The 19435-nt window shown below is 74.8% G+C and carries 20 protein-coding genes; 7 read left to right on the plus strand and 13 right to left on the minus strand.

The annotated features are described in order from the left end of the window. Positions 1–107 precede the first annotated feature (107 nt). Together ACFVHB_RS37925 and ACFVHB_RS37930 are read right to left on the minus strand one after the other, a co-directional pair. Positions 108–440 carry a ferredoxin gene (locus ACFVHB_RS37925; RefSeq protein WP_380331914.1) on the minus strand — a complete coding sequence of 111 codons (333 nt, stop codon included), beginning with the start codon at positions 438–440 and terminating at the stop codon, positions 108–110. Then, positions 437–1696 carry a cytochrome P450 gene (locus ACFVHB_RS37930; protein WP_380331917.1) on the minus strand — a complete coding sequence of 420 codons (1260 nt, stop codon included), beginning with the start codon at positions 1694–1696 and terminating at the stop codon, positions 437–439. The genes ACFVHB_RS37925 and ACFVHB_RS37930 overlap by 4 nt, the downstream gene beginning before the upstream one ends. Before the next feature lie 425 nt (positions 1697–2121). Between ACFVHB_RS37930 and ACFVHB_RS37935 the strand changes: the two genes are divergently transcribed. The 5 genes from ACFVHB_RS37935 to ACFVHB_RS37955 all read left to right on the plus strand — a co-directional run bounded on the left by ACFVHB_RS37935 (position 2122) and on the right by ACFVHB_RS37955 (position 7142). Next, positions 2122–3207 (plus strand): S-(hydroxymethyl)mycothiol dehydrogenase, encoded by a 1086-nt coding sequence (locus tag ACFVHB_RS37935; protein ID WP_380331920.1) that lies wholly within the window; start codon positions 2122–2124, stop codon positions 3205–3207. Next, the gene (locus ACFVHB_RS37940) at positions 3204–3854 is read left to right on the plus strand and encodes an MBL fold metallo-hydrolase (RefSeq protein WP_380331923.1); all 651 of its coding nucleotides are present in this window, start codon (positions 3204–3206) and stop codon (positions 3852–3854) included. Before ACFVHB_RS37935 ends, ACFVHB_RS37940 begins: the two co-directional genes overlap by 4 nt. A gap of 107 nt (positions 3855–3961) precedes the next feature. Continuing rightward, a complete protein-coding gene (locus tag ACFVHB_RS37945; protein ID WP_380331926.1) occupies positions 3962–4363 on the plus strand; it encodes a pyridoxamine 5'-phosphate oxidase family protein in 402 nt (133 codons plus the stop codon). 144 nt (positions 4364–4507) lie between these two features. Further along, a complete protein-coding gene (locus tag ACFVHB_RS37950) occupies positions 4508–5737 on the plus strand; it encodes an ROK family transcriptional regulator (protein ID WP_380331929.1) in 1230 nt (409 codons plus the stop codon). A 91-nt stretch (positions 5738–5828) separates the two neighbouring features. Then, entirely contained in the window at positions 5829–7142 is a 1314-nt protein-coding gene (locus ACFVHB_RS37955) for an LLM class flavin-dependent oxidoreductase (RefSeq protein WP_380331932.1), read from the plus strand. A 105-nt stretch (positions 7143–7247) separates the two neighbouring features. Here ACFVHB_RS37955 and ACFVHB_RS37960 read toward each other — a convergent pair whose 3' ends face one another. The 7 genes from ACFVHB_RS37960 to ACFVHB_RS37990 form a co-directional block, all read right to left on the minus strand. Then, entirely contained in the window at positions 7248–8138 is an 891-nt protein-coding gene (locus ACFVHB_RS37960; protein ID WP_380331935.1) for a TauD/TfdA dioxygenase family protein, read from the minus strand. A 41-nt stretch (positions 8139–8179) separates the two neighbouring features. Beyond that, positions 8180–8512, minus strand: coding sequence for a 4Fe-4S dicluster domain-containing protein (locus ACFVHB_RS37965; protein ID WP_380331937.1), 333 nt, complete (start codon positions 8510–8512; stop codon positions 8180–8182). Positions 8513–8542: 30 nt separating this feature from the next. After that, positions 8543–10114 carry an FAD-binding protein gene (locus ACFVHB_RS37970; protein WP_380331940.1) on the minus strand — a complete coding sequence of 524 codons (1572 nt, stop codon included), beginning with the start codon at positions 10112–10114 and terminating at the stop codon, positions 8543–8545. Beyond that, on the minus strand, positions 10111–10995 hold the full coding sequence (locus ACFVHB_RS37975) for an ABC transporter permease (protein ID WP_380331943.1): 885 nt from the start codon (positions 10993–10995) through the stop codon (positions 10111–10113). Before ACFVHB_RS37975 ends, ACFVHB_RS37970 begins: the two co-directional genes overlap by 4 nt. Beyond that, positions 10992–11804, minus strand: coding sequence for an ABC transporter ATP-binding protein (locus tag ACFVHB_RS37980; protein WP_380331946.1), 813 nt, complete (start codon positions 11802–11804; stop codon positions 10992–10994). Before ACFVHB_RS37980 ends, ACFVHB_RS37975 begins: the two co-directional genes overlap by 4 nt. Before the next feature lie 5 nt (positions 11805–11809). Beyond that, on the minus strand, positions 11810–12820 hold the full coding sequence (locus ACFVHB_RS37985; RefSeq protein ID WP_380331949.1) for an ABC transporter substrate-binding protein: 1011 nt from the start codon (positions 12818–12820) through the stop codon (positions 11810–11812). A gap of 209 nt (positions 12821–13029) precedes the next feature. Continuing rightward, positions 13030–13143, minus strand: a complete 114-nt coding sequence (locus tag ACFVHB_RS37990; protein ID WP_380331952.1) for a putative leader peptide — start codon at positions 13141–13143, stop codon at positions 13030–13032. Positions 13144–13245: 102 nt separating this feature from the next. Here ACFVHB_RS37990 and ACFVHB_RS37995 point away from each other — a divergent pair, with 102 nt between their 5' ends. After that, the gene (locus ACFVHB_RS37995; protein ID WP_380331955.1) at positions 13246–13422 is read left to right on the plus strand and encodes a hypothetical protein; all 177 of its coding nucleotides are present in this window, start codon (positions 13246–13248) and stop codon (positions 13420–13422) included. A 156-nt stretch (positions 13423–13578) separates the two neighbouring features. Here ACFVHB_RS37995 and ACFVHB_RS38000 read toward each other — a convergent pair whose 3' ends face one another. Next, positions 13579–15210: a M4 family metallopeptidase gene (locus ACFVHB_RS38000; protein WP_380331958.1), complete on the minus strand. Its 1632-nt coding sequence runs from the start codon at positions 15208–15210 to the stop codon at positions 13579–13581. A gap of 507 nt (positions 15211–15717) precedes the next feature. Here ACFVHB_RS38000 and ACFVHB_RS38005 point away from each other — a divergent pair. Then, positions 15718–17730, plus strand: coding sequence for a hypothetical protein (locus ACFVHB_RS38005; RefSeq protein WP_380331960.1), 2013 nt, complete (start codon positions 15718–15720; stop codon positions 17728–17730). A 38-nt stretch (positions 17731–17768) separates the two neighbouring features. Here the strand turns inward: ACFVHB_RS38005 and ACFVHB_RS38010 are convergent, their stop codons facing one another. From ACFVHB_RS38010 to ACFVHB_RS38020, 3 genes are all read right to left on the minus strand, one after another. Further along, entirely contained in the window at positions 17769–18080 is a 312-nt protein-coding gene (locus tag ACFVHB_RS38010; protein WP_380331963.1) for a hypothetical protein, read from the minus strand. Beyond that, positions 18077–18667 carry a type VII secretion system-associated protein gene (locus tag ACFVHB_RS38015; protein ID WP_380331966.1) on the minus strand — a complete coding sequence of 197 codons (591 nt, stop codon included), beginning with the start codon at positions 18665–18667 and terminating at the stop codon, positions 18077–18079. Before ACFVHB_RS38015 ends, ACFVHB_RS38010 begins: the two co-directional genes overlap by 4 nt. 80 nt (positions 18668–18747) lie before the next feature. Further along, positions 18748–19435, minus strand: a 688-nt coding sequence (locus tag ACFVHB_RS38020; protein WP_380331969.1) for a hypothetical protein, incomplete at its 5' end; no start/stop codon positions are given.

Here is a 19435-nt window from a genome sequence, read left to right on the forward strand (position 1 = left end):
CCGCGAGCGGGGGGCGCGGCCCCGCGGGTGCCGGGGGCGGCGCCCCCGGCCCCGGCCCGTGCGCGGGGGGGCCCGCCCCCCCCCCCCCGGGGCCCCCGCCACCGTGGTCACGGGGCGGGGGCGATCGGGCGGCCGTCCCGGGCGGAGTACAGGGCGAGCGCCTCGACCGGGCAGTACTCGACCGCCTCGGTGAGCTGTTCGGTCAGCGGTTCCCCGGGACCGTCCGCGCCGGCCGCGCGGGGTGCCCGGACCGGCCGCGCCAGCCCGTCGTCGCCGAGCACCAGCGAGCCGGGCGCGGTGAGCGCGCACATGCCCGAGCCGATGCACCGCGCCCGGTCGACCCGGACCACGACGGCGTCCGCGGGCGCACCCGCCTCCGCAGCCGCGTCGGTCGGCACCGCGGGCGGCCGGGCCGGCCGGGCGGCCGGGTCCGCCGTCACCAGGCGACCTGGAGGGTGTGCGGGCTGCGGGTGAGCAGGCCGTGCCGCCATTCGATGGCCTCGGCCGGGGCGGCCGGCCGCAGCGAGGGGAGCCGGCGGGCCAGCCGGTGCAGGGCCAGTTCCAGTTCCATCCGGGCCAGCCAGGCGCCCAGGCAGTGGTGCGGCCCGGCCCCGAAGGTGAACATCGGCGCGCCCAGCGGGGCGAACAGCTCGGTCCGCAGGTCGCCGGTGAAGACCTCCGGGTCCTGGTTGGCGGCGTCGGCGTCGGCGGCGACCACGCTGCCGGCCGGGATGACCACGCCGCCGACCTCCACGTCCTCGACGGCGCGCCGCAGCAGACCGGGGAGGTGGTTCTTGTCGCCCAGCGGGACGGCCCGCAGCAGCTGTTCGGTGGCGGTGGCCGCGCTCTGCTCGTCGGAGGCGAGCCGCTGCCAGTCCTCGCGGCCGTCGCCGAGCAGGTAGACCAGGGCGTTGCCGAGGGTGGTCATGGTGGTCTCGTGCCCGGCCACCACCAGGCCGATCACCAGCGAGACCAGCTGCGCCTCGGTGATGTCGCCGCTCTCCGCGGCCGCCGCGAGCAGGCCGCTGACCAGGTCGTCACCGGGGGCGGCGCGGCGTTCGGCGATCAGTTCCGCGCCGAAGGCGGCGAACTCGCCGAGCGCCGTCCGGATCGCCGTGGCGGAGTACGCGGTGGTGGAGAGCGCGTGGTCGCTCCAGTGCGCGAGCCGCTTGCCGTCCAGGCCGTCCAGCCCCATCAGGCGGCTGATCACCGCGACCGGCAGCGGACGGGTGTAGGCGGCGACGATGTCGGCGGGGGAGCCCTGGTCGATCAGCTCGTCCAGCAGGCCCTCGACCACCGAGGCCACCCAGGGCCGCCACCGGGCGATCGCGCGCGGGGTGAACGCCCGCTGCACGGTGCGGCGCAGCCGCTGATGCTCGGTGCCGTCGATGTTGAGCATGCTCTGCGGGTCGTCCAGGAGGTTCGGGACGACCGAGACCGGCGGCGCGTCGGGGGCGTAGAGCGGGGCGCGGCCCAGCCGCGGGTCGGTGAGCACCTGGCGGACGTCGGCGTGGCGGGTGACCAGCCAGACCGGGGTGCCGGTGGGGAGCGTGCCGAGCCGCGGCGGGCCCGGGGTGAGGCGGCGCAGGCAGTGCAGCGGGGGCAGCACGGCAGCGGCGGCTCGGGCGTCGGTACTGGTGGCGGTACTGGTGGCGGTGCCGGTCCCGGCACGGGCGGCACTGTTCTCGGCGGACATCCGTACTCCAGACTCCAGGGCGATGGGCGGCGCGGGGGCGGCCCGGCGGGGGGGTGGATCCGGGAAGGTGCGCGGGGACGGGTCAGGCCGGTTCGGACCGTGTCGGTCCGGACAAGGGCGGGCAGCACGGGGGCGAGTGCGGCGCGGGCGGGACGGATGGGTCGGACGGGTCGTCGGGTTCGATACGACCGTACGTGGGCGCGGCGCCACAGTCAGCGACGATTCCAGCCAACGCCAGGTGTTCGGAACCGGTCTGACGGACGTTCGGTGCGCCCGGCTCGCCCCGGCCGCGCCGGGCGGCGGTGGGCCGGATCACCGGGGCCGTGCGCCGGGCGCGGGCGGGCGCGGGCGATACGCTTCGTGGGCAAGTCGATTGAGCAGGTCACACCGGTGCAGAGCCGCACCGGACGACGGAGGTGGATCGGATGGCCCAGCAGGTCAAGGCAGTCATCGCGCGTGCGAAGGGCGCGCCCGTGGAGGTGACGACGATCGTGGTGCCCGACCCGGGACCGGGCGAGGCGGTGGTCCGGATCCAGGCCTGCGGTGTCTGCCACACCGACCTCCACTACCGGGAGGGCGGCATCAACGACGAGTTCCCGTTCCTGCTCGGCCACGAGGCGTCGGGCATCGTGGAGTCGGTCGGCGCGGGCGTGACCGAGGTCGAGCCCGGTGACTTCGTGGTGCTCAACTGGCGTGCGGTCTGCGGCCAGTGCCGTTCCTGCAAGCGCGGGCGGCCGCAGTACTGTTTCAACACCCACAACGCCTCGCAGAAGATGACGCTGCTGGACGGCACCGAGCTGTCGCCGGCCCTGGGCATCGGCGCGTTCGCGGAGAAGACCCTGGTCGCGGCCGGCCAGTGCACCAAGGTCGACCCGGCGGCCGAGCCGGCCGTCGCGGGGCTGCTGGGCTGCGGTGTGATGGCGGGCATCGGTGCCGCGATCAACACCGGCAACGTGGGCCGGGGCGACTCGGTCGCGGTGATCGGCTGCGGCGGTGTCGGCGGCGCGGCCGTCCTCGGCTCGCGGCTGGCCGGCGCGGCGAAGATCATCGCGGTGGACATCGACGACCGCAAGCTCGCCACCGCGCAGAAGCTCGGCGCCACCCACACCGTCAACTCCCGCACCACCGACCCGGTCGAGGCGATCCGGGCGCTCACCGACGGCAACGGCGCGGACGTGGTGGTGGAGGCGGTGGGCCGCCCGGAGACGTACACCCAGGCGTTCTACGCCCGCGACCTGGCCGGCACCGTCGTCCTGGTCGGCGTGCCGACGCCGGAGATGAAGCTGGAGCTGCCGCTGCTCGACGTGTTCGGCCGCGGCGGCGCGCTGAAGTCCTCCTGGTACGGCGACTGCCTGCCCTCGCGCGACTTCCCGATGCTGATCGACCTCCACCTCCAGGGCCGCCTGGACCTCGGCACGTTCGTGACCGAGACCATCGAACTCGACGCCGTGGAGCAGGCCTTCGCCCGCATGCACGAGGGCGACGTGCTCCGTTCGGTGGTGGTCCTGTGAGCGCCGTACCGGCCGCCCCGGGGGCGCGGATCGACCGGCTGGTCACCGCGGGCACCTTCGAACTCGACGGCGGCAGCTGGGAGGTGGAGAACAACGTCTGGATCGTCGGCGACGACCAGGAGGCGGTGGTGATCGACGCGGCCCACGACGCCGAGGCCGTCGAGGCGGCGCTCGGCGGGCGCCGGCTGCTGGCGATCGTCTGCACGCACGCCCACAACGACCACATCGACGCGGCCCCGGCCCTCGCCGCCCGGACCGGCGCGCCGATCCTGCTGCACCCGGACGACCTGCCGCTGTGGAAGCTCACCCACCCGGATCGGCTGCCGGACGGCGAGCTCGCCGACGGGCAGCGGATCGAGGTGGCGGGCACCGCGCTGACCGTGCTGCACACCCCGGGCCACGCGCCGGGCGCGGTCTGCCTCCACGCGCCGGAGCTCGGCACGGTCTTCACCGGCGACACCCTCTTCCAGGGCGGCCCGGGCGCGACCGGCCGGTCGTTCTCGCACTTCCCGACGATCATCGACTCGATCCGCGACCGGCTGCTGTCGCTCCCGGCCGAGACGGTGGTCCGCACCGGGCACGGCGACCCGACCACCATCGGCGCGGAGGCCCCGGCCCTGCCCGAGTGGATCGCCCGCGGTCACTGACCCGTCGCCGACGCCCTCACGACGACGCCCGTGCCCCGACGCCCGCCCCGCCACCGGCGCCCGCCCCGCTGCCTTCGCGCCGGGGCGGGCGTCGTACGATCGCGGGCATGGCCCATGATCCGCGCGCGCTCGACGAAGCGTTCCTCGCCTTCTGGCGGGAGCGCCACATCTCCACGCTGACCACGCAGCGGCCGGACGGCTCGCCGCACGTGGTGCCGGTGGGCGTGACCTACCAGCCGGAGACCGCGACCGCCCGGGTGATCAGCAGCCGGACCAGCCGCAAGGTGCGCAACGTCCTGGCGGCCGGGCCGGCCGGGCTCCGGGTGGCGGTCTGCCAGGTGGACCGGGCCCGCTGGTCGACCCTGGAGGGCGTGGCCGTGGTGCGGGACGAGCCGGAGGCGGTGGCCGACGCGGTGCGACGGTACACCGAGCGCTACCGCGAGCCGCGGGTCAACCCGGACCGGGTGGTCATCGAGATCACGGTCGACCGGGTGCTGGGCCGGGCCTGAGCGGGTCGCGGGGCCGGCCCCCGCCCGAAGGGCCCGCGCCCGGCCGGCCGCGAACCGGGCCGCTCACCCGGCGGTGCGCCGCACCGCGGGCGGATTCATGCCGCCGCCACTCCCGCGCAACACGTCGCTGTCAGCATCGTCCGCATGCTCTCCCTGGTCGCAGCTCCCGCGTTCGGCCGCGCCGCGCCGCCCGTCGAGGGCGGGGCGGCCGGCGTCGTCCTGCGGGCCGTCCTCGCCGGCGGCCCGCTGACCCGGGCCGCCGTCGGCCGGGCCATCGGGCTCAGCCCGGCCGCCGTCTCCCGGCACACCGCCGACCTGATCGCGCTCGGACTGCTGCGCGAGCTGCCGCCCGAGGGACCACCGCGGGCCGGCCGGCCGCAGTTGCCGCTCGACATCGACACCCGCGGCCACCTGGCCGTCGGCGTCCACATCGGCGTGCCCTGGCTGACCTTCGCCCTGCTCGACCTGCGCGGCCGGGTGGTCGCCCACGAACGCCGCCCCCGGCAGGGCGACGCGGCCGCCGTGCTGCGGGCCGTGCGCGAGTGCCTGCCGGGGTTCGTCCGCCAGCGGGCGGGCGGCCGGTCGCTGCTCGGGCTCGGCGTGGTCACCGGCGGCTGGGTGGACTCCGAACGGGGCACCGTGGTGGAGCACGGACCGCTCGGCTGGAGGGACGTCCCGGTACGGGACGTGCTCGCGGGGGTGACCAGGCTGCCCGTCCACCTGGACAGCCACGCCCGGGCGCTCGCCCAGGCCGAGCTGCTGTTCGGCGCGGGCGCCGGCGCCACCGAACTGGTCCACCTGTTCGTCGGCAACGTGGTCGACGCCGCGATCGCCACCAGCGGCGGGGTGCTGCGCGGCCGCCGTTCCCGGGCCGGCGACATCGGACACCTCCCGGTGCCGGGCTCGGCCGAGCCCTGCCCGTGCGGGCGGACCGGCTGCCTCCAGGCCACCGTGTCCGAGCGGACCCTGGCCCACCGGGCGCACCGCGAGGGCGTCCTGCCGGCACCGGACTTCGACCGGCTGCTGGCCCTGGCCGGTGCGGGCGAACCGGCCGCGCTGCGGCTGTTCGAGGAGCGGCTGCGGCTGGTCGCCCCCGCGGCCGAACTGCTGCTGAACGTGCTCAACCCGGAGGTCCTGGTGGTCACCGAGGCCGGGCTCGCGGTGGCGCCGCAGCTGGCCGACCACCTGCACGAGCGGGTCGCCGAGCACGCCCGGCCCGAGGCCGCGCGGCTGGTGACGGCCGGCTCCTTCGGGGTGGACGTGCTGGCCGTCGCGGCCTGCGCCGGGGTGCTGGACAGCGCCTACCGGCGGCCGATGGAGCTGCGCACCGCGCCGCTCGGCGCGGCGGTGGCGGTGAGGTCAACGGGGCATTAATTCCGCCCGCCGACGAATCGTTGTCCGCGCGCGGGGCGGCGGGGAGGATTCCGGTATCCCTTCCCTCTCCCGAGCTCCGGAGCGATCCGTCATGCCTTCTGCCGAGCGGCAGTTGCACTTCAACCTGTTCCTGATGGGCGTCGGCCACCACGAGGCCGCCTGGCGCCACCCGCGCACCGACCCGGCCAGGGCCGGCGACCTCGCGCACTACCAGGGCCTGGCCCGGGCCGCCGAAGCGGCCGCCTTCGACTCCGTCTTCCTCGCCGACGGCGTCGAGGCGCGCACCGACGGCGGCTGGGGCCTGGTGAGCCACTTCGAGCCGATCACCCTGCTCAGCGCGCTCGCCACCGTGACCGAGCGGATCGGCCTGATCGGCACCGTCTCCACCGGGTTCACCGAACCGTACAACCTGGCCCGGCAGTTCGCCTCGCTCGACCACCTCAGCGGAGGCCGGGCCGGCTGGAACATCGTCACCTCGGCCGGCGACCGCGCCGCGCAGAACTTCGGCCGGGACGCCAACCAGGAGCACGCCGTCCGTTACCAGCGGGCCGACGAGTACCTCCGGGTGGCCACCGCGCTGTGGGACAGCTGGGAGGACGACGCACTCCGGTTCGACCGGGAGAGCGGCCAGTTCGCCGATCCGGCCAAGGTGCACGAGATCAACCACGTCGGCCCGCACTTCCGGGTGCGCGGCCCGCTCAACATCCCGCGCAGCCCGCAGGGGCACCCGCTCCTGGTGCAGGCCGGCTCCTCGGACAACGGGCGGGCGTTCGCCGCCCGCTGGGCCGAGGCGGTGTTCACCGCGCAGCAGACGCTCGCCGAGGGACAGGCCTTCTACGCCGACCTCAAGCGGCGGGCGGCCGCGTACGGACGGGACGTCCGGGTGCTGCCGGGCGTCGTCCCGGTGCTCGGCTCGACCGAGGAGGAGGCCCGGCGGCTCGACCGGGAGCTGGACGAACTGATCAGCCCGGAGCGCTCGCTCGGGGTGCTGTCGTCGGTGCTCGGCGTCGACCTGACCGGCCACCCGCTGGACGCGCCGCTGCCGCCGCTGCCGCCGATCGCCGAGATCAACGGGGCGAAGAGCCGCTTCGCGCTGATCCGCGACCTCGCCGAGCGCGAGCGGTTGACGCTGCGCCGACTCATCGGCCGGCTCGGCGGCGGACGCGGCCACCAGGTGGTGGTCGGCACGCCCGAGCAGGTCGCCGACCACATCGAGACGTGGTTCACCCGGGGCGCGGCCGACGGCTTCAACATCATGCCGCCGATCCTTCCCGGCGGGTTCACCGACTTCACCGAGCAGGTGCTGCCGCTGCTGCGCAAGCGCGGCCTGTTCCGGGACCGGTACACCGGCCGGACGTTGCGCGAGCACTACGGCCTCCCACGACCGGCCGCCGCCGGGAGGTAGCGCCGTCGGCCGCTGACGCACGGCACGCTCGCGGGCCGCCCGGGGAGGTTGCTCCCCGGGCGGCCCGGTGGTGTGACGGTGTCGGGATGTGCTGGCGTCAGGAGGTCAGGAGGTGGTGTAGTGCGGGGCCTCGTCGCCCTCCAGCAGGTAGCTGGCCCCTCCCGCGACGCCGACCGGCACGTCGCCGGCGACGGTGACGCGGTGCAGGCGGCGCGGCAGGCCGTCGTAGTCGTCCGGGGCGTAGTGCTGGGTCGCCCGGTTGTCGAACAGCACGAGGTCGCCGACCTCCCAGCGCCAGCGGACCACGTTCTCCGGCCGGGTCACGTAGGACTGGAGGGTGCGCAGCAGGTCGCGGGAGGCGTCCGTCGGCAGACCGGTGATCCGTTCGGCGAACCCCCCGATGAACAGCCCGCGTTCGCCGGTGTCCGGGTGGACCCGGACGACCGGGTGGGCGGTGCGGTAGGTGGTGGACGTGAAGACGCTCCGCCGCTCGGCCTCCGCCTCGTCGAGCTCGCGGCCCTGCGCGTAGTCGTAGTCGTTGGTGTGCTCGGCCCAGAGGCCGTCCACCCAGGTCCGCAGCGCGTCCGGCAGGTCCCGGTAGGCGGTCTGGGTGTTGGCGATCAGTGTGTCGCCGCCGTACGGGGGCACCACCAGGCTGCGCAGGGTGGAGGCCTTGGGAGGGGTGCGGACGAAGGTCACGTCGGTGTGCCAGTGGTTGGCCCGGCCGCCGTCCTCGCTGTCGACCGGCAGGACGTTGGGCTGCCCGTCGAGCGCCGGAACGGTGGGGTGGGCGGTGGTGAGCGGGCCGAAGTGGCGGGCGAACCGCTGCTGGCCCTCGTCGTCCAGGTGCTGGCCCCGGAAGAACAGGGCCTTGTGCTGGAGCAGCGCCTCGTCGAGGGCGGCGACGGTCTTCTCGTCGAGCGGCTCGGTGAGGTCCAGGCCGGTGATCTCGGCGCCGATCCGGCCGCCGATCCGGCGGATGTCGAAGCTGGACATGCGGGTTTCCTCTCAGGATGCGGGATGCGGGTGCGGGGTGGTCAGGAAGTGATGGGGGCCTTGCCGAGGCTCGGCCCGACGGCGTGCAGCGAGCCGATGGTGCGGCCCTTGCCCCAGCCGATCCGGGCGCGGTAGCTGCCGAGCAGGCCGGCCTCGGCGAGCTGCCGCTCGTCCTGGGGCGCGCGGGTGGTGTGCGGCGCCACGAACAGGGCGTCGACGGGGCAGTTGGCCTCGCACTGGAAGCAGGTCTGGCAGTCGTCGTGCCGGGCGAGGACGGGGATGCCGTCCGCGCCGCGGTCGAACACGTCGGTGGGGCAGACCTTGATGCACCGGTCGCAGGCGATGCAGCGTTCGGCGGAGACGACCTCGATCACACGGACTCCTCGGTCATGCGGGCTCCTCGGTCATGTGGGCTCCCTGAACGGCCGGGTCCAGACCTCGTCCAGTCCGCCCGTGGCGATCCGGTGGTGCTGGGCCGGGTCCTGGCCCGGGTGGTCCAGCCGGCGGGCCATGCCACGGCTCTCGGTGCGGGCGAGTGCCGAGCGGTACATCCAGCGGGCGTTGGCGGCGAGCGCGGCCGCCTGGCGGGCCCGGATCGCGTCGCGGCCGGTGCCGTGCAGGCCGTCGCGGAGCTGCCGCCAGGCGTCGTCCAGGACGGTGAGCGCCCCGGCGAGGCCGTCGCCGTGCCGCAGGTAGTTCTTGTCGTACGGCAGCACCTCGCGCTGCACGGCGGCCACCACCTCGCGGTGGTCCGGTCCGCCCCGGCCGGCCGGACGCAGGCCCGCCCCGCCCGCCGTGCGCAGCGTCCGGCCGGCCGAGCCGCGCCCGAGCGCCAGGGCGTACCGGGCGGCGCCGCGGCCCGCCCAGGTGCCCGAGGACATCGCCCAGGCGGCGTTGTGGCTGCCGCCGCCGGTGAAACCGCCGCAGATCAGCTCGCGGGTGGCGGCGTCCCCGGCGGCGTACAGGCCGGGGACGGTGGTGCGGCAGTCGTCGCCGGCGATGCGGATGCCGCCGGTGCCGCGCACGGTGCCCTCGGCGAGCAGGGTGACGGCGAACCGGTCGGTGAACGGGTCGATGCCGAGCCGGTCGAAGGTGAGGAAGAAGTTCGGCTGGGCGCGTCGCATCGCGGCCTGCGCGTCGGCGTCGGCCCGGTCCAGGACGCAGTACACCTTGCCGTCCAGCAGCGCCCGGGCGATCACCGAGCGTCCGCCCTGACTGGCCGCGCCCTCCAGGACGCGGCCGTCCTCGTGGGAGAAGGTCGCGAAGGTGTAGAAGGCGGTCTTGGTGACCGAGGTGCCCTCCGGGGCGATGCCGTACGCGTTGGAGAACTCCATGCCGGACAGTTCCGCGCCGGCCTCGGCGGCGTAGAGGGCGCCGTCGCCGGTGTTGGTGTCGGTGCCGAGCGCCTTGCTGAGGAAGGCGCAGCCGCCGGTGGCGAGCACCACGGCGCCGGCCCGCACCCGGTACGGGCGGCCCTCCTGCCGTCGGTAGCCGGCCGCGCCGGCCACCGTTCCGTCGGCGGCGGTGAGCAACTCGGTGACCGGGCTGTGGTCGAGGATCCGCACTCCGGCCCGGCGTACCCGGATCCGCATCCGGCGCATGTACTCGGGGCCCTGCAGCCCGTTGCGCAGCGGCCGGCCGTCCGGGCCGGTGGGGAAGCGGTAACCGCCGCTCTCCGCGAGCTCGTTCATGTTGGTGTAGGTCCGGTCCAGGACGCGGGCCATCCAGCGCCGGTCGGCGAGGTGGCCGCCGAGTGCCTCCCGGCTCGCCATCGCGGCCTCCCGGGCGGCCGGGTCCGGCGCGACGTACCAGACGCCGGTGCCGCCGGCGGCGGTGGAGCCGCTGGTGCCGCAGTAGCCCTTGTCGGCGAGCACCACGTCGGCGCCGGCCCGGGCGGCGTGCAGGGCGGCCCAGGTGGCGGCGGGGCCGCCGCCGGCCACCAGGACGTCGGTGGTGAGGTCCTCGGTGACGGTCATGACGCCCCCGGGGCGGGCCGCCAGGAGGTGAACCGGCGCTCGACCGCCACCAGCAGCTGGTTGAACGCCAGGCCGATCACCGAGATGGTGAGGATGCCCGCGTACATCTGCGGGATCGCGAAGTTGTACTGCGAGGCGTTGATCAGGTAGCCGAGCCCGGCCTTCGCGCCGACCATCTCGGCGGCGACCAGCACCAGGATCGACACCGCGCCGGCCAGCCGGATGCCGGTGAAGACGGCCGGGACGGAGGCGGGCAGGATCACCTTCTGGAACAGCCGCAGCGGCGGGAGGTCGAGGGAGCGGGCCAGCCGCAGCAGCGTCGGGTCCACGGTGCGGACGGCGCTGATGGTGTTGAGCAGGATCGGCCAGAGGCAGGCGTACAGCACGATGGAGATCTTCGAGGTCTCGCCGATGCCCAGGATCAGCACGAACACCGGCAGCAGGGCCAGCGCGGCGGTGTTGCGGAACAGCTCCAGCAGCGGGCTGAGCAGGTCAGCGACGGGCCGGTACCAGCCGATCAGCAGCCCGAGCGGGACGCCGGCCGCCACCGCGAGGCCGAAACCGCTGAGTGAACGGGCCAGGCTGGCACGGGTGTTGATGGCGAGCTGGCCGCTCTCCAGCAGCTGGTACCAGGCGTCCAGCACCTCGCTGAACGGGGGCAGGAACGTCCGGTCGACCAGGCCGAGCCGCGGGCTCGCCTCCCAGACCGCGAGCAGCAGCGCGATGGCCAGGCTCCGGGTGACGGCGGTGCGCAGCAGCCGGAGGAGCCGGTCCGGGCCGCCCCGGCGTCCGGCCGCCCGGCTCTCCGGGCGGCTGCTCTTCCGGCCGGGTGCCGCGGCCTGGTGGCGCGCCGGTGTCCGGGCCTTCAGTTCGGTACTCATGCGCGGCTGACCTCCCTCTCCAACTGCTGGGCCCGGCTGACCTCGTCGTGCAGCAGGCTCCAGATCTCGTGCCGGTAGCGGGCGAACTCGGGGCTGGACCGGAGGTCCGGGGCCCGGTCGCGTGCGCCCAGGTCGATGCGGACGACCTCCTTGACCCGCCCCGGCCGCGAGGTCAGCACCGCGACCCGCTGCCCGAGGAAGACCGCCTCCTCGATTCCGTGCGTGATGAACAGCACCGTCTTGCCGGTGCGTTGCCAGATCCGCAGCAGTTCGGCCTGGAGCGATTCGCGGGTCTGCGCGTCGAGCGCGGCGAACGGCTCGTCCATCAGCAGGACTTCGGGGTCGTACGCGAGGCTGCGGGCGATCGCCACGCGTTGTTTCATGCCGCCCGACAGCTCGTGCGGGTGCCGGTCCGCGAAACCGGTGAGCCCCACCAGGTCGAGGAACTCGCGGGCGCGGGCGGCCCGTTGGCGGCGCGGTACGCCGATCGACTCCAGCCCGAACTCGACGTTGCCCTGGGCCGTGCGCCACGGCAGCAGCGCGTACTGCTGGAACACCGTCGAGCGGTCCGGGCCGGGGCCGGTCACCGCGCGACCGTCGAGCAGGATCTCGCCGGAGGTCGGCGCGGTGAGCCCGCCGACCAGGTCCAGCAGGGTGGACTTGCCGCAGCCGCTCGGCCCGACCAGGACGGTGAACTCGCCCGCGGCGATGGAGAGGTCCACGCCGTCCACGGCGACGAACTCCTCGCGGGAACGCCCGCGGACCGGGAAGGACTTGGTCACGCCGCGAAAGTCGATCTGCGCGCTCATCGCGCTCAACCCCCGTATCCGTTGAACTGGTTGGTGTAGAGGTCGGCCGGCTTGACCTGGCCGGCCCTGATGTCGCCGTGCGCGACCAGCCAGTCGGTCCAGGGCTTGAACTCGTCGTCGGTGATCCGGCCGGCGGTCTCCGCGACCCCGAAGGACTTCCAGTACTTGAGCGCGGCGGCGTCCTCGTTGCGGCCGCGCTTGCGGATGATCTGCGTGCTGCGCTCGATCACCTCCTCGGCCGGGGTGGTCCGGGCCCACTCGATTGCCCGGGCCACCCCGGTGACGAAGGTCCAGGCGGTGGTCGGGTTCTCCTTGAGGAAGCGGTTGGTCACCACGTAGCTGCCGGCGCTGAAGCGGCCCAGCAGGTCGTAGTCGCTGAACAGCGGCCGGATGCCGCCGGAGGCCAGCGCCTTGTCGCGCAGCACGCCGCCGAGCACCGCGACCTCGATCTGCTTCTGCCGCAGCGCCTGTTCGGTGTTGACGGGCGGGATCACGGTCGGTTCCACCTTGGCGATCTCGGCCGCGGACAGGCCGTTGCGCTGCAGGTAGATGTCGAGGATCGCCTCGGAGTGGGCGCCGAGGGTGTTCATGCCGATCTTCTTGCCGAGCAGGTCCCGGGCCGAGCGGATCGGACTGTCCTCCAGCACGTAGTAGCCGCTGAAGGTCCGCTCGTCCACGCCGTAGTAGCTGATCACCGCCTTGACCGGCGCTCCGGCGGCGATCAGCTTGACCACCGCGCCGTTGAAGGCGCCGCCGAAGTCGATCTGCCCGGTCGCCGCGGACTGGATGTCCTGCGGCCCGCTGATCGTGTTGCCCACCCACTCCAGCTTCACGTCGTCGAAGTAGCCGAGGTCCTCGGCGAGTTCGGGCAGCGTGACCTGTCCGGCCCAGCCCTGGTAGCGGAGTTTGCGCGTCTCGCTGCCGCTGCCGCCCGACGCGGTGGCCCGTCCGCAGGCGGTGGCCACGGCTCCGAGGGCGGCGAGGGCGAGGAATCGGCGGCGGGTGGTGGTGGCCATGGCGTGGTTCCTTTGCGGCGGGAGGGTGTGCGGAGTGGCGGCGCCGGGGGCCGGGCAGGGCCGGTGACGGGCCGGCGCGTGGCGGCGGGTGGCGGCGGGTGGGCGGAACGGCCCGGCGGACGCGTACGACGGCGCGGGCGTCGTACGTCGGGCATCGGGCGGGAGGCCGTCAGGCGGGGAGGGTGAGGCGGTGGCGGAGCAGCGGGGCGTCAGCGGCCGGCAACGGCACAGATGGCGCTCGCGTGACGTCGCAGATCGACGTGCGGGCGGCCCACAAGGCTCTCGGATTGGCTCACGCCGACAGCGTTCCAGCGCCCGCCCACCAGGGTCAACGTAAGTTCACCGGGCGGAAGAAACCCGGCGCCCGCGGCCGGCGTGAGCCGGGTGTTTATCGGGCGTTGATCGCCGGCGCGTAGCGTCGCGGCATGAGCGAGAGAACGGCCGGGGCGCAGGGCGTGCGGGTGTCGCCCGAGGGGCGGATGACGGAGCAGGACGCGGAGACGTTCCGGGTGCTGCTGGAGCGGCTGGAACAGTCGCTGGAGGCGGACCGGGCGGTGTCGCCGGCGCGGGGGACGGTGGGCGCGGCGGGCTCCGATGGGTGAGCGGGGGTCGGCCGGTCCGGTCCCGGTGCTGCCGCTCTGGCTGCGCGGCCCGGTGGCCCCGGCGGGCGTCGCAGGCCTCGTGGACCCCGGTGGTCGCGCGGGCCGGCCCGGGGTGCGGGGGCATCCCGGGCCGGCGGGGGAGGGCGGTGGTGCGGGTCAGTCGACCGCGACGGCCGACCAGGCGGCGGCGACGGCGGCGTACTCGGCGCTGCCCGCGCCGTAGAGGTCGGTGGCGGCCTTGAGGGTCGCCGTACGGGCCCCGGCGTAGGTGGTGCCGGAGGTCATGTAGACGGTGAGCGCCCGGTACCAGATGGCGCCGAGCTTGTCCCGGCCGATGCCGGTGACGGTCGAGCCGTTGCAGGTGGGGCTGTTGTAGGAGACGCCGTTGACGGTGCTGGCGCCGCTGCCCTGCGCGAGCAGGAAGGCGAAGTGGTTGGCGACGCCCGAGGAGTAGTGCACGTCGAGGTTGCCGACGCCGGAGCTCCAGCAGTCCGCCGACTTGCCGTCCTTGGAGGGCTGGTCCATGAAGCGCAGGGCGGCCTTGCCGAAACCGGGCTTCACGATCTCCTCGCCGATCAGGTAGTCGCCCGGGTCATCGGCGTTGGCCGCGTAGAACTCGACCAGGGTGCCCATGATGTCGGAGGTGGCCTCGTTGAGCCCGCCGGACTCGCCGGAGTAGACGAGCTTGGCGGTGCGCGAGGTGACGCCGTGCGACATCTCGTGCCCGGCGACGTCCAGCGAGACCAGTGGGCCGAAGGTCGTGCCGTCCCCGTCGCCGTACGTCATGCAGAAGCAACTGTCCTGCCAGAACGCGTTGTTGTACTTGCTGCCGTAGTGGACCCGGTTGTACGAGCCCTTGCCGTCGCCGCCGATGCCGCCGCGGCCGTGGACGTTCTTGTAGTAGTCCCAGGTGGTGTTGGTGCCGTACTGGGCGTCGACGGCGGCGGTGGCGCGGTCGGCGGTGCTGCCCGTGCCCCAGTGGTTGTCGGCGTCGGTGAACACCACGGCGGGCGCCCGGCTGAGGCAGATGGTGCCGAAGCAGAGGTCGGTCTTGTTCTGGGCGTCGCCCGTGTAGGTGTTGCCCCGGGTCGGGTCCTTGAGCTGGAAGGCGCCGCTCGCGGCGGTCGTCTCCAGCGGGACGGTGCCGCCGTAGAGCGAGGAGCCGTCGCCGGTGGAGGTCTCGATCGCGTCCCAGGCGTCGATCACCGCGCCGGTCGCGGCGTCGGAGAGCACGGTGCGGGCGACCGGGTTGCCCAGGTGGTCCTGCCCGGCGGCGGTGGTCTGCCAGGCGAGCCGGGGCGCGCCGTGCAGTGCGTCCACCACCAACTCGGCCTTGGCGTCGGCCTGCCGGACGGACCCGCCGAGCGCCCGGACGGCCTGCGCCCGGGCGGTGGCGGCCGGGACGGCGGGCCGGGTGGTGGGCACGGCGAGGTCGCCGGCCGCGGCCCGGTCGGCGCTGCGGAAGGCACCGCCGGGGGAGAGGTGGACGACCAGGTCGCCCCCGAGCACCGGCAGGCCGGCGAAGGTGCGGTCGTAGCGGACGTGGCGGGCGCCGTCGGCGTCGGTGACCACGTCCCGGACGGTGCGGCCCTGCTGCGGGGTCACGCCGAGCCCGGCCGCGTGGTCGGTGATCGCGGCGTCCGCCTGGGCCACGGCGAGCGCGGCGGACCCGGTCGGCGCGGGGGCCGGTGCGGCGAGGGCGGTGCCGGGGAGGGCGGCGGCGGTGAAGGTGGTCGCCGCGAGGACGACGGCGACGGCGGCGGCGGTGGTGCGGAGACGGAACGTCATGGTGCTCCTCGGTTCTCTGCGAGGGCCGCGGCGACGACGCGCGCGACGGCGCACGGCGGGGTGCGACGGGGCGCGCCGACGAGGGGCGCGGCGGCGGTACGCGGTGAACGGCGGCAGCGGCGAGGGGAGTCGAGCGCACGCGGAACGGCCGGTGGGGTGGCCGCGGACGAGCGGCCGCGGGCGCCGGAGCGGACGCCGGCCGGGCGTCGGCAGGGGCCGACGAGGGGCTGGCCGGGGGCACGGAGCGGGGTGCGCGAAGGGGTGTGGGGGTGGCGCTGTGCGGAGAAGCCGCCGGGAGAGATGTTTTACATGCTCAGGACAGCGTTCGTCCAGAGGGCGTGCAGCAGTGGTGAGTCGAACCCGCCTCGGGTGAACGGCGGGACCACGGTGAGGTGTTCAGGCTGCGGACCGGCGCCCGGTAAGGACGGTTGGGCCGGATCCATGCACGAATCACCGCTTTGGGCGCCGTATGATCATGGTCGCTGACTGGGCGAAAGGGAGACCGTGGTGAACACGACCGGGCGCTGGATACCCCCGTTGGCGGCCGGCCGCCGTCCCGCGGGCCGGGCCCTGCTGGCCCTGTTGGACGACCCCCGGGCGCCGCGGACGTGCCGGGTCACCGGCCCCGCCGGCATCGGCAAGACCCGGCTGCTGACCTGGTTGGCCACCGCCTGCTCCGACCCGGCCACGCCCGCGCGGCAACGGCCCGACGCGGCGGTGTCGTTGGCCGGAACGACCGTCCACAGCGCGACGTGGACCATCGCCGCCCGCCTCGGCGTGTGGGCGCGCACGCCCGCAGAGCTCGTCGCCGGCCTGCGCGCGGCGGACCGGCCCCGGCTGCTGATCCTGTGGGACCTCAACCGCTCGGCCGAGCCCGAGGCGGTGGCCGGCCTCCTGCTGGGCCCGCTGTCGGACCTGCCCGGCGTGCGCATGGTCGTCGAATCGGACGGCGTCCTGCCGGTGGCGGACGAGCCGGCGGTGCTGGCGTTGGACGAGCCGCGGTGGACCGATGCCGGGCGCTTCGCGTCCTGGTACGACCGGCAGCGCGCCGGCTCGCCGTTCACCGCGGAGCAGGTGTACCCGAGCCCGGGTCTCGCCCTGCTCGCGGCCAGGGTCCCGGCCGGGGCGGCCAACCCGGCGGACGGGCCCGACGGCCCGGCCGGCGCGGACGTTCCCGCGGCCTGGTGGGCCGCGGTGCCGGACGAGGTGCGTCCGGCCTTCGGCGCGCTGACGACCGCGGTCCGGCCGCTCACCCGGCAGGAATGGTCCGTCCTGGCCGGTCCCGAGGCCGTCGGGCGCGCCGCGGAGCTGCTGCCGCCGGACTCCCCGTCCGGTGACACCTGGTGGCTGCCCGCCGGCCCGCTCCGGCAGGTCGTGACGGACGGCACCGCTCCCGTGGACCCGGCCGACGTCGCCCGCGCCCTGGCCGGGACCGTCCCCCGGACGGCCGACCGGGGGCCGGACCTCCTGAGCGCGGACCCCGGCCTGCTCGGCCTCCTGCTCGGCCAGTGCGTCGCGGCCGGGATGGCGGACCAGCTGCTCGAGGACCCGCTGTTCGTCGCCTGCGCGGAGCCGCTCGCCGTGGCGGCGGCCTTCGGGTCCGTCGGTGGCGGGCGGCTCCACGCCGCGTGGCACGCGGCCGGGCCCGCCCTGCTGGGAGAGCGCTCCGGACCCGTACGGGCCGAGATGCTGAGGGCCCGTCTGGCGGCCGACGGTACGGAGCACGGCCTCCCGCCGGTCCCCGGTGCACCCTGGCACGTCGAGTGGTCCTGCGGCCCGGCGCAGGCGGAGGCCCCGTTCGTCGCCGCGGCCCTGGGCCGGGGGCCGTTCGACGGGCGGATCCTGGCGGCGGACGACACCGGCAGCGTGCACCTGGTCGACCTGGCCACGGGGCGGCTGCTCGACCGCGGGGTGCTCGTCGGACCGGAGGGGCTGACGGCGCTCACCTGCTACCCGGACGGGACGGTCGCGGCCCTCGGGCCCGACGGCGAGGTGCAGCTGCTCGCCGGCGACCTGCGGCTCCCGTCGTCCGTGGCGGGCCGCCCGACGGCGCTGGCCCACCTGCCGGCGGTCGGGGATGACACCGGGACGGTGCACTGGCCGGTGTCCGGCGGGACGAGCGCCGAGCGTCTCCACCAGGGGGCGGTGACCGCGCTCGGTGCCGCCCTGCTGCCGCCGGACCACGACGGCGTGCGGGCTCCGCTCCTCGTCAGCGGAGGTGCCGACGGCCGGGTCCGCGCCTGGCGGCCGGGCCAGCCCGCCCTGGAGTCCGCCGTGACCGAGCGCGGCCACCGGGTGACGGCGGTGAGCGTGGCCGCGGGCCCGGCCGGCCTGTTCCTGGCCGCGGCGTGGGCCGACGGCCTGGTGCGGTTCGGGCCGGTCGACCCGGCCCGGCGCGGCGTCGAGTTCGCGCTCGGAGCAGTGGTCCGGACCCTCCTGCTCCCCGGCCCGGACCACCTCGTCTGCCTCTCCCCGGAGGGGCTCACCCGGATCTTCCTCGCGCCGGCGGCAGTGGTGTGAGCAACGGGGCCCGTCCGGTGGACGGGCCCTGAGCGGTCTCAGCCGCCGTAGCGGTTGGCGTAGGCGTCGGCGTACAACGACGCCGGGAAGTCGTCGTCCGTCACCCAGGCGGAGACGGCCTCGATGACGACGGCCCACGAGCGTGCCGCCGCGCCGAGGTCGCCCTCGTTCAGGGCGACCCTGGTGCGCGCGAGACCCTTGTCCACGAGCTGGGACCACGCCTCGAACGCCGTCCTGATGTCCGGGTCGCACTGGGCGAGCTTCCGGCCGCTGCGCCGCTGGCGCGTGATGACGAATTCCCGTGCCGCGGCGTACTGCTCGTCGGTCGGGATGGTTCCGGACGGGGTCATGTCGATTCCTCGTTGCTGGTGGCCGGAGTTGCGGCGAGGGCCTGGCACAGGTCCTCGAACGGAATGGTGACGGAGACCCGGCTCCCGGGATTGACCCGCAGGTCGACACCCCCGGGAATCTCCGCCAGCGCGCGCACCGGGACCGGCACGGCGCCGGGCCATTCGGGCGGGAGGTAGCCGGGCGAGGTGCAGCCCTCCAGCACCGCCCGGTCGTTCTCCCCCGGGATCACGAAGGGCCGCTGCCGGTCCGGTGTGGAATAGATCAGCAGCTCCGACCGCAGCAGCTCCTCCAGGAAGACCTGCTCGCTGCAGTACCCGGTGGCGCTGAGCTGGAGCTTGTTCTCCAGGTCGTTGACCGGAGGGGTCAGGTCGAGCGCCATGGGCGAGGGCTTGTAGTGCGGGTTGTGCAGGAACCGCACGACGTTCCCGGTCTGGTCGACCTGCCAGGCTCCCACCACGCCGTGCCCGGGCACCTCGCCGTCGGGGTCGAAACCCGGATCGATCGAGTAGAGCCACTGGCCCGGCCGTTGCTTCGCCGCCGCCCGCATGGCGCTGGTCAGTTCAGGCTCCTGGCGTCCGGCCGTCACCTTGGTCCGTCCTTTCGGGCTGTGCCCGTGTCGAATCTGCTGCGGTGCCCCGCGCCGGGGGCGCCCGAATCCCGTGCCGGCTACGGCTTCCGGTAGTGGGGGTTCTCCACGTAGCGGATCGGCTTGCCGTCCTTCATCTCCCAGGCGCCCTTGATGTCCTCGAGGCGCACGCCGCCCGGGAACACGATTTCACGTTCCTCCTCGTACGGGGTGTGCTTGCCCAGCGTCGCATTGACGTCGATGCCGCCCTCGGCGTCGATGTCGTAGCGCCACGGCTTCGAGCCGCCGACCTCGGCCAGCGGGTCCCGCGTCGTACCCACGTAGATCGAGTTCGTGTTCTTGCTCGCGTAGCCGTAGAGGTTGTTGTAGTCCTCCACCCAGGGCTGGAACCCTTCGCCCGGCTTGAAGATCTCCTCGGGCCCCCGGCGGTCGAAGCGGTAGAGCTCCTCGTTGGTGGTCCGCCACTTCGGGGCGTGCTCCATGCCGCTGAGGTCGACGTTCTTGTTGGCCGCCGACTTCAGGGGGTCGTGGGGCCATTCGGCGACGCTCTGGTCCTCCAACTCCAGCATCTTGCGGACGTCCTCCGGAAGGTTCGCCCGCGCGGCGTCCTTCGCGGCCTTCTCGGCGGCCGCCTTCTCGGCAGCGGCCTTCTCGGCGGCCTCCTTCGCCGCCTTCTCCGCCGCCTCCTTGGCGGTCTTCTCGGCGGCTTCCTGGGCGGCCTTCTTGGCGGCGTTTTCGGCGACGGCGACGGCTTCGCGTTCGGCGACG

The organism is Kitasatospora sp. NPDC127111 (genome assembly GCF_042677465.1).
Taxonomy (GTDB): Bacteria; Actinomycetota; Actinomycetes; order Streptomycetales; family Streptomycetaceae; genus Kitasatospora.

What these genes read in the sequence shown, in the direction of transcription:
- ACFVHB_RS37950 (WP_380331929.1), top strand. Translation starts at nt 4,508, where the DNA reads ATGCTCTCCCTGGTCGCAGCTCCCGCGTTCGGCCGCGCCGCGCCGCCC.
- ACFVHB_RS38000 (WP_380331958.1), bottom strand. Translation starts at nt 15,210, where the DNA reads ATGACGTTCCGTCTCCGCACCACCGCCGCCGCCGTCGCCGTCGTCCTC.
- ACFVHB_RS37935 (WP_380331920.1), top strand. Translation starts at nt 2,122, where the DNA reads ATGGCCCAGCAGGTCAAGGCAGTCATCGCGCGTGCGAAGGGCGCGCCC.
- ACFVHB_RS37945 (WP_380331926.1), top strand. Translation starts at nt 3,962, where the DNA reads ATGGCCCATGATCCGCGCGCGCTCGACGAAGCGTTCCTCGCCTTCTGG.
- ACFVHB_RS37970 (WP_380331940.1), bottom strand. Translation starts at nt 10,114, where the DNA reads ATGACCGTCACCGAGGACCTCACCACCGACGTCCTGGTGGCCGGCGGC.
- ACFVHB_RS38010 (WP_380331963.1), bottom strand. Translation starts at nt 18,080, where the DNA reads ATGACCCCGTCCGGAACCATCCCGACCGACGAGCAGTACGCCGCGGCA.
- ACFVHB_RS37975 (WP_380331943.1), bottom strand. Translation starts at nt 10,995, where the DNA reads ATGAGTACCGAACTGAAGGCCCGGACACCGGCGCGCCACCAGGCCGCG.
- ACFVHB_RS37980 (WP_380331946.1), bottom strand. Translation starts at nt 11,804, where the DNA reads ATGAGCGCGCAGATCGACTTTCGCGGCGTGACCAAGTCCTTCCCGGTC.
- ACFVHB_RS37960 (WP_380331935.1), bottom strand. Translation starts at nt 8,138, where the DNA reads ATGTCCAGCTTCGACATCCGCCGGATCGGCGGCCGGATCGGCGCCGAG.
- ACFVHB_RS37955 (WP_380331932.1), top strand. Translation starts at nt 5,829, where the DNA reads ATGCCTTCTGCCGAGCGGCAGTTGCACTTCAACCTGTTCCTGATGGGC.
- ACFVHB_RS37930 (WP_380331917.1), bottom strand. Translation starts at nt 1,696, where the DNA reads ATGTCCGCCGAGAACAGTGCCGCCCGTGCCGGGACCGGCACCGCCACC.
- ACFVHB_RS37985 (WP_380331949.1), bottom strand. Translation starts at nt 12,820, where the DNA reads ATGGCCACCACCACCCGCCGCCGATTCCTCGCCCTCGCCGCCCTCGGA.
- ACFVHB_RS37995 (WP_380331955.1), top strand. Translation starts at nt 13,246, where the DNA reads ATGAGCGAGAGAACGGCCGGGGCGCAGGGCGTGCGGGTGTCGCCCGAG.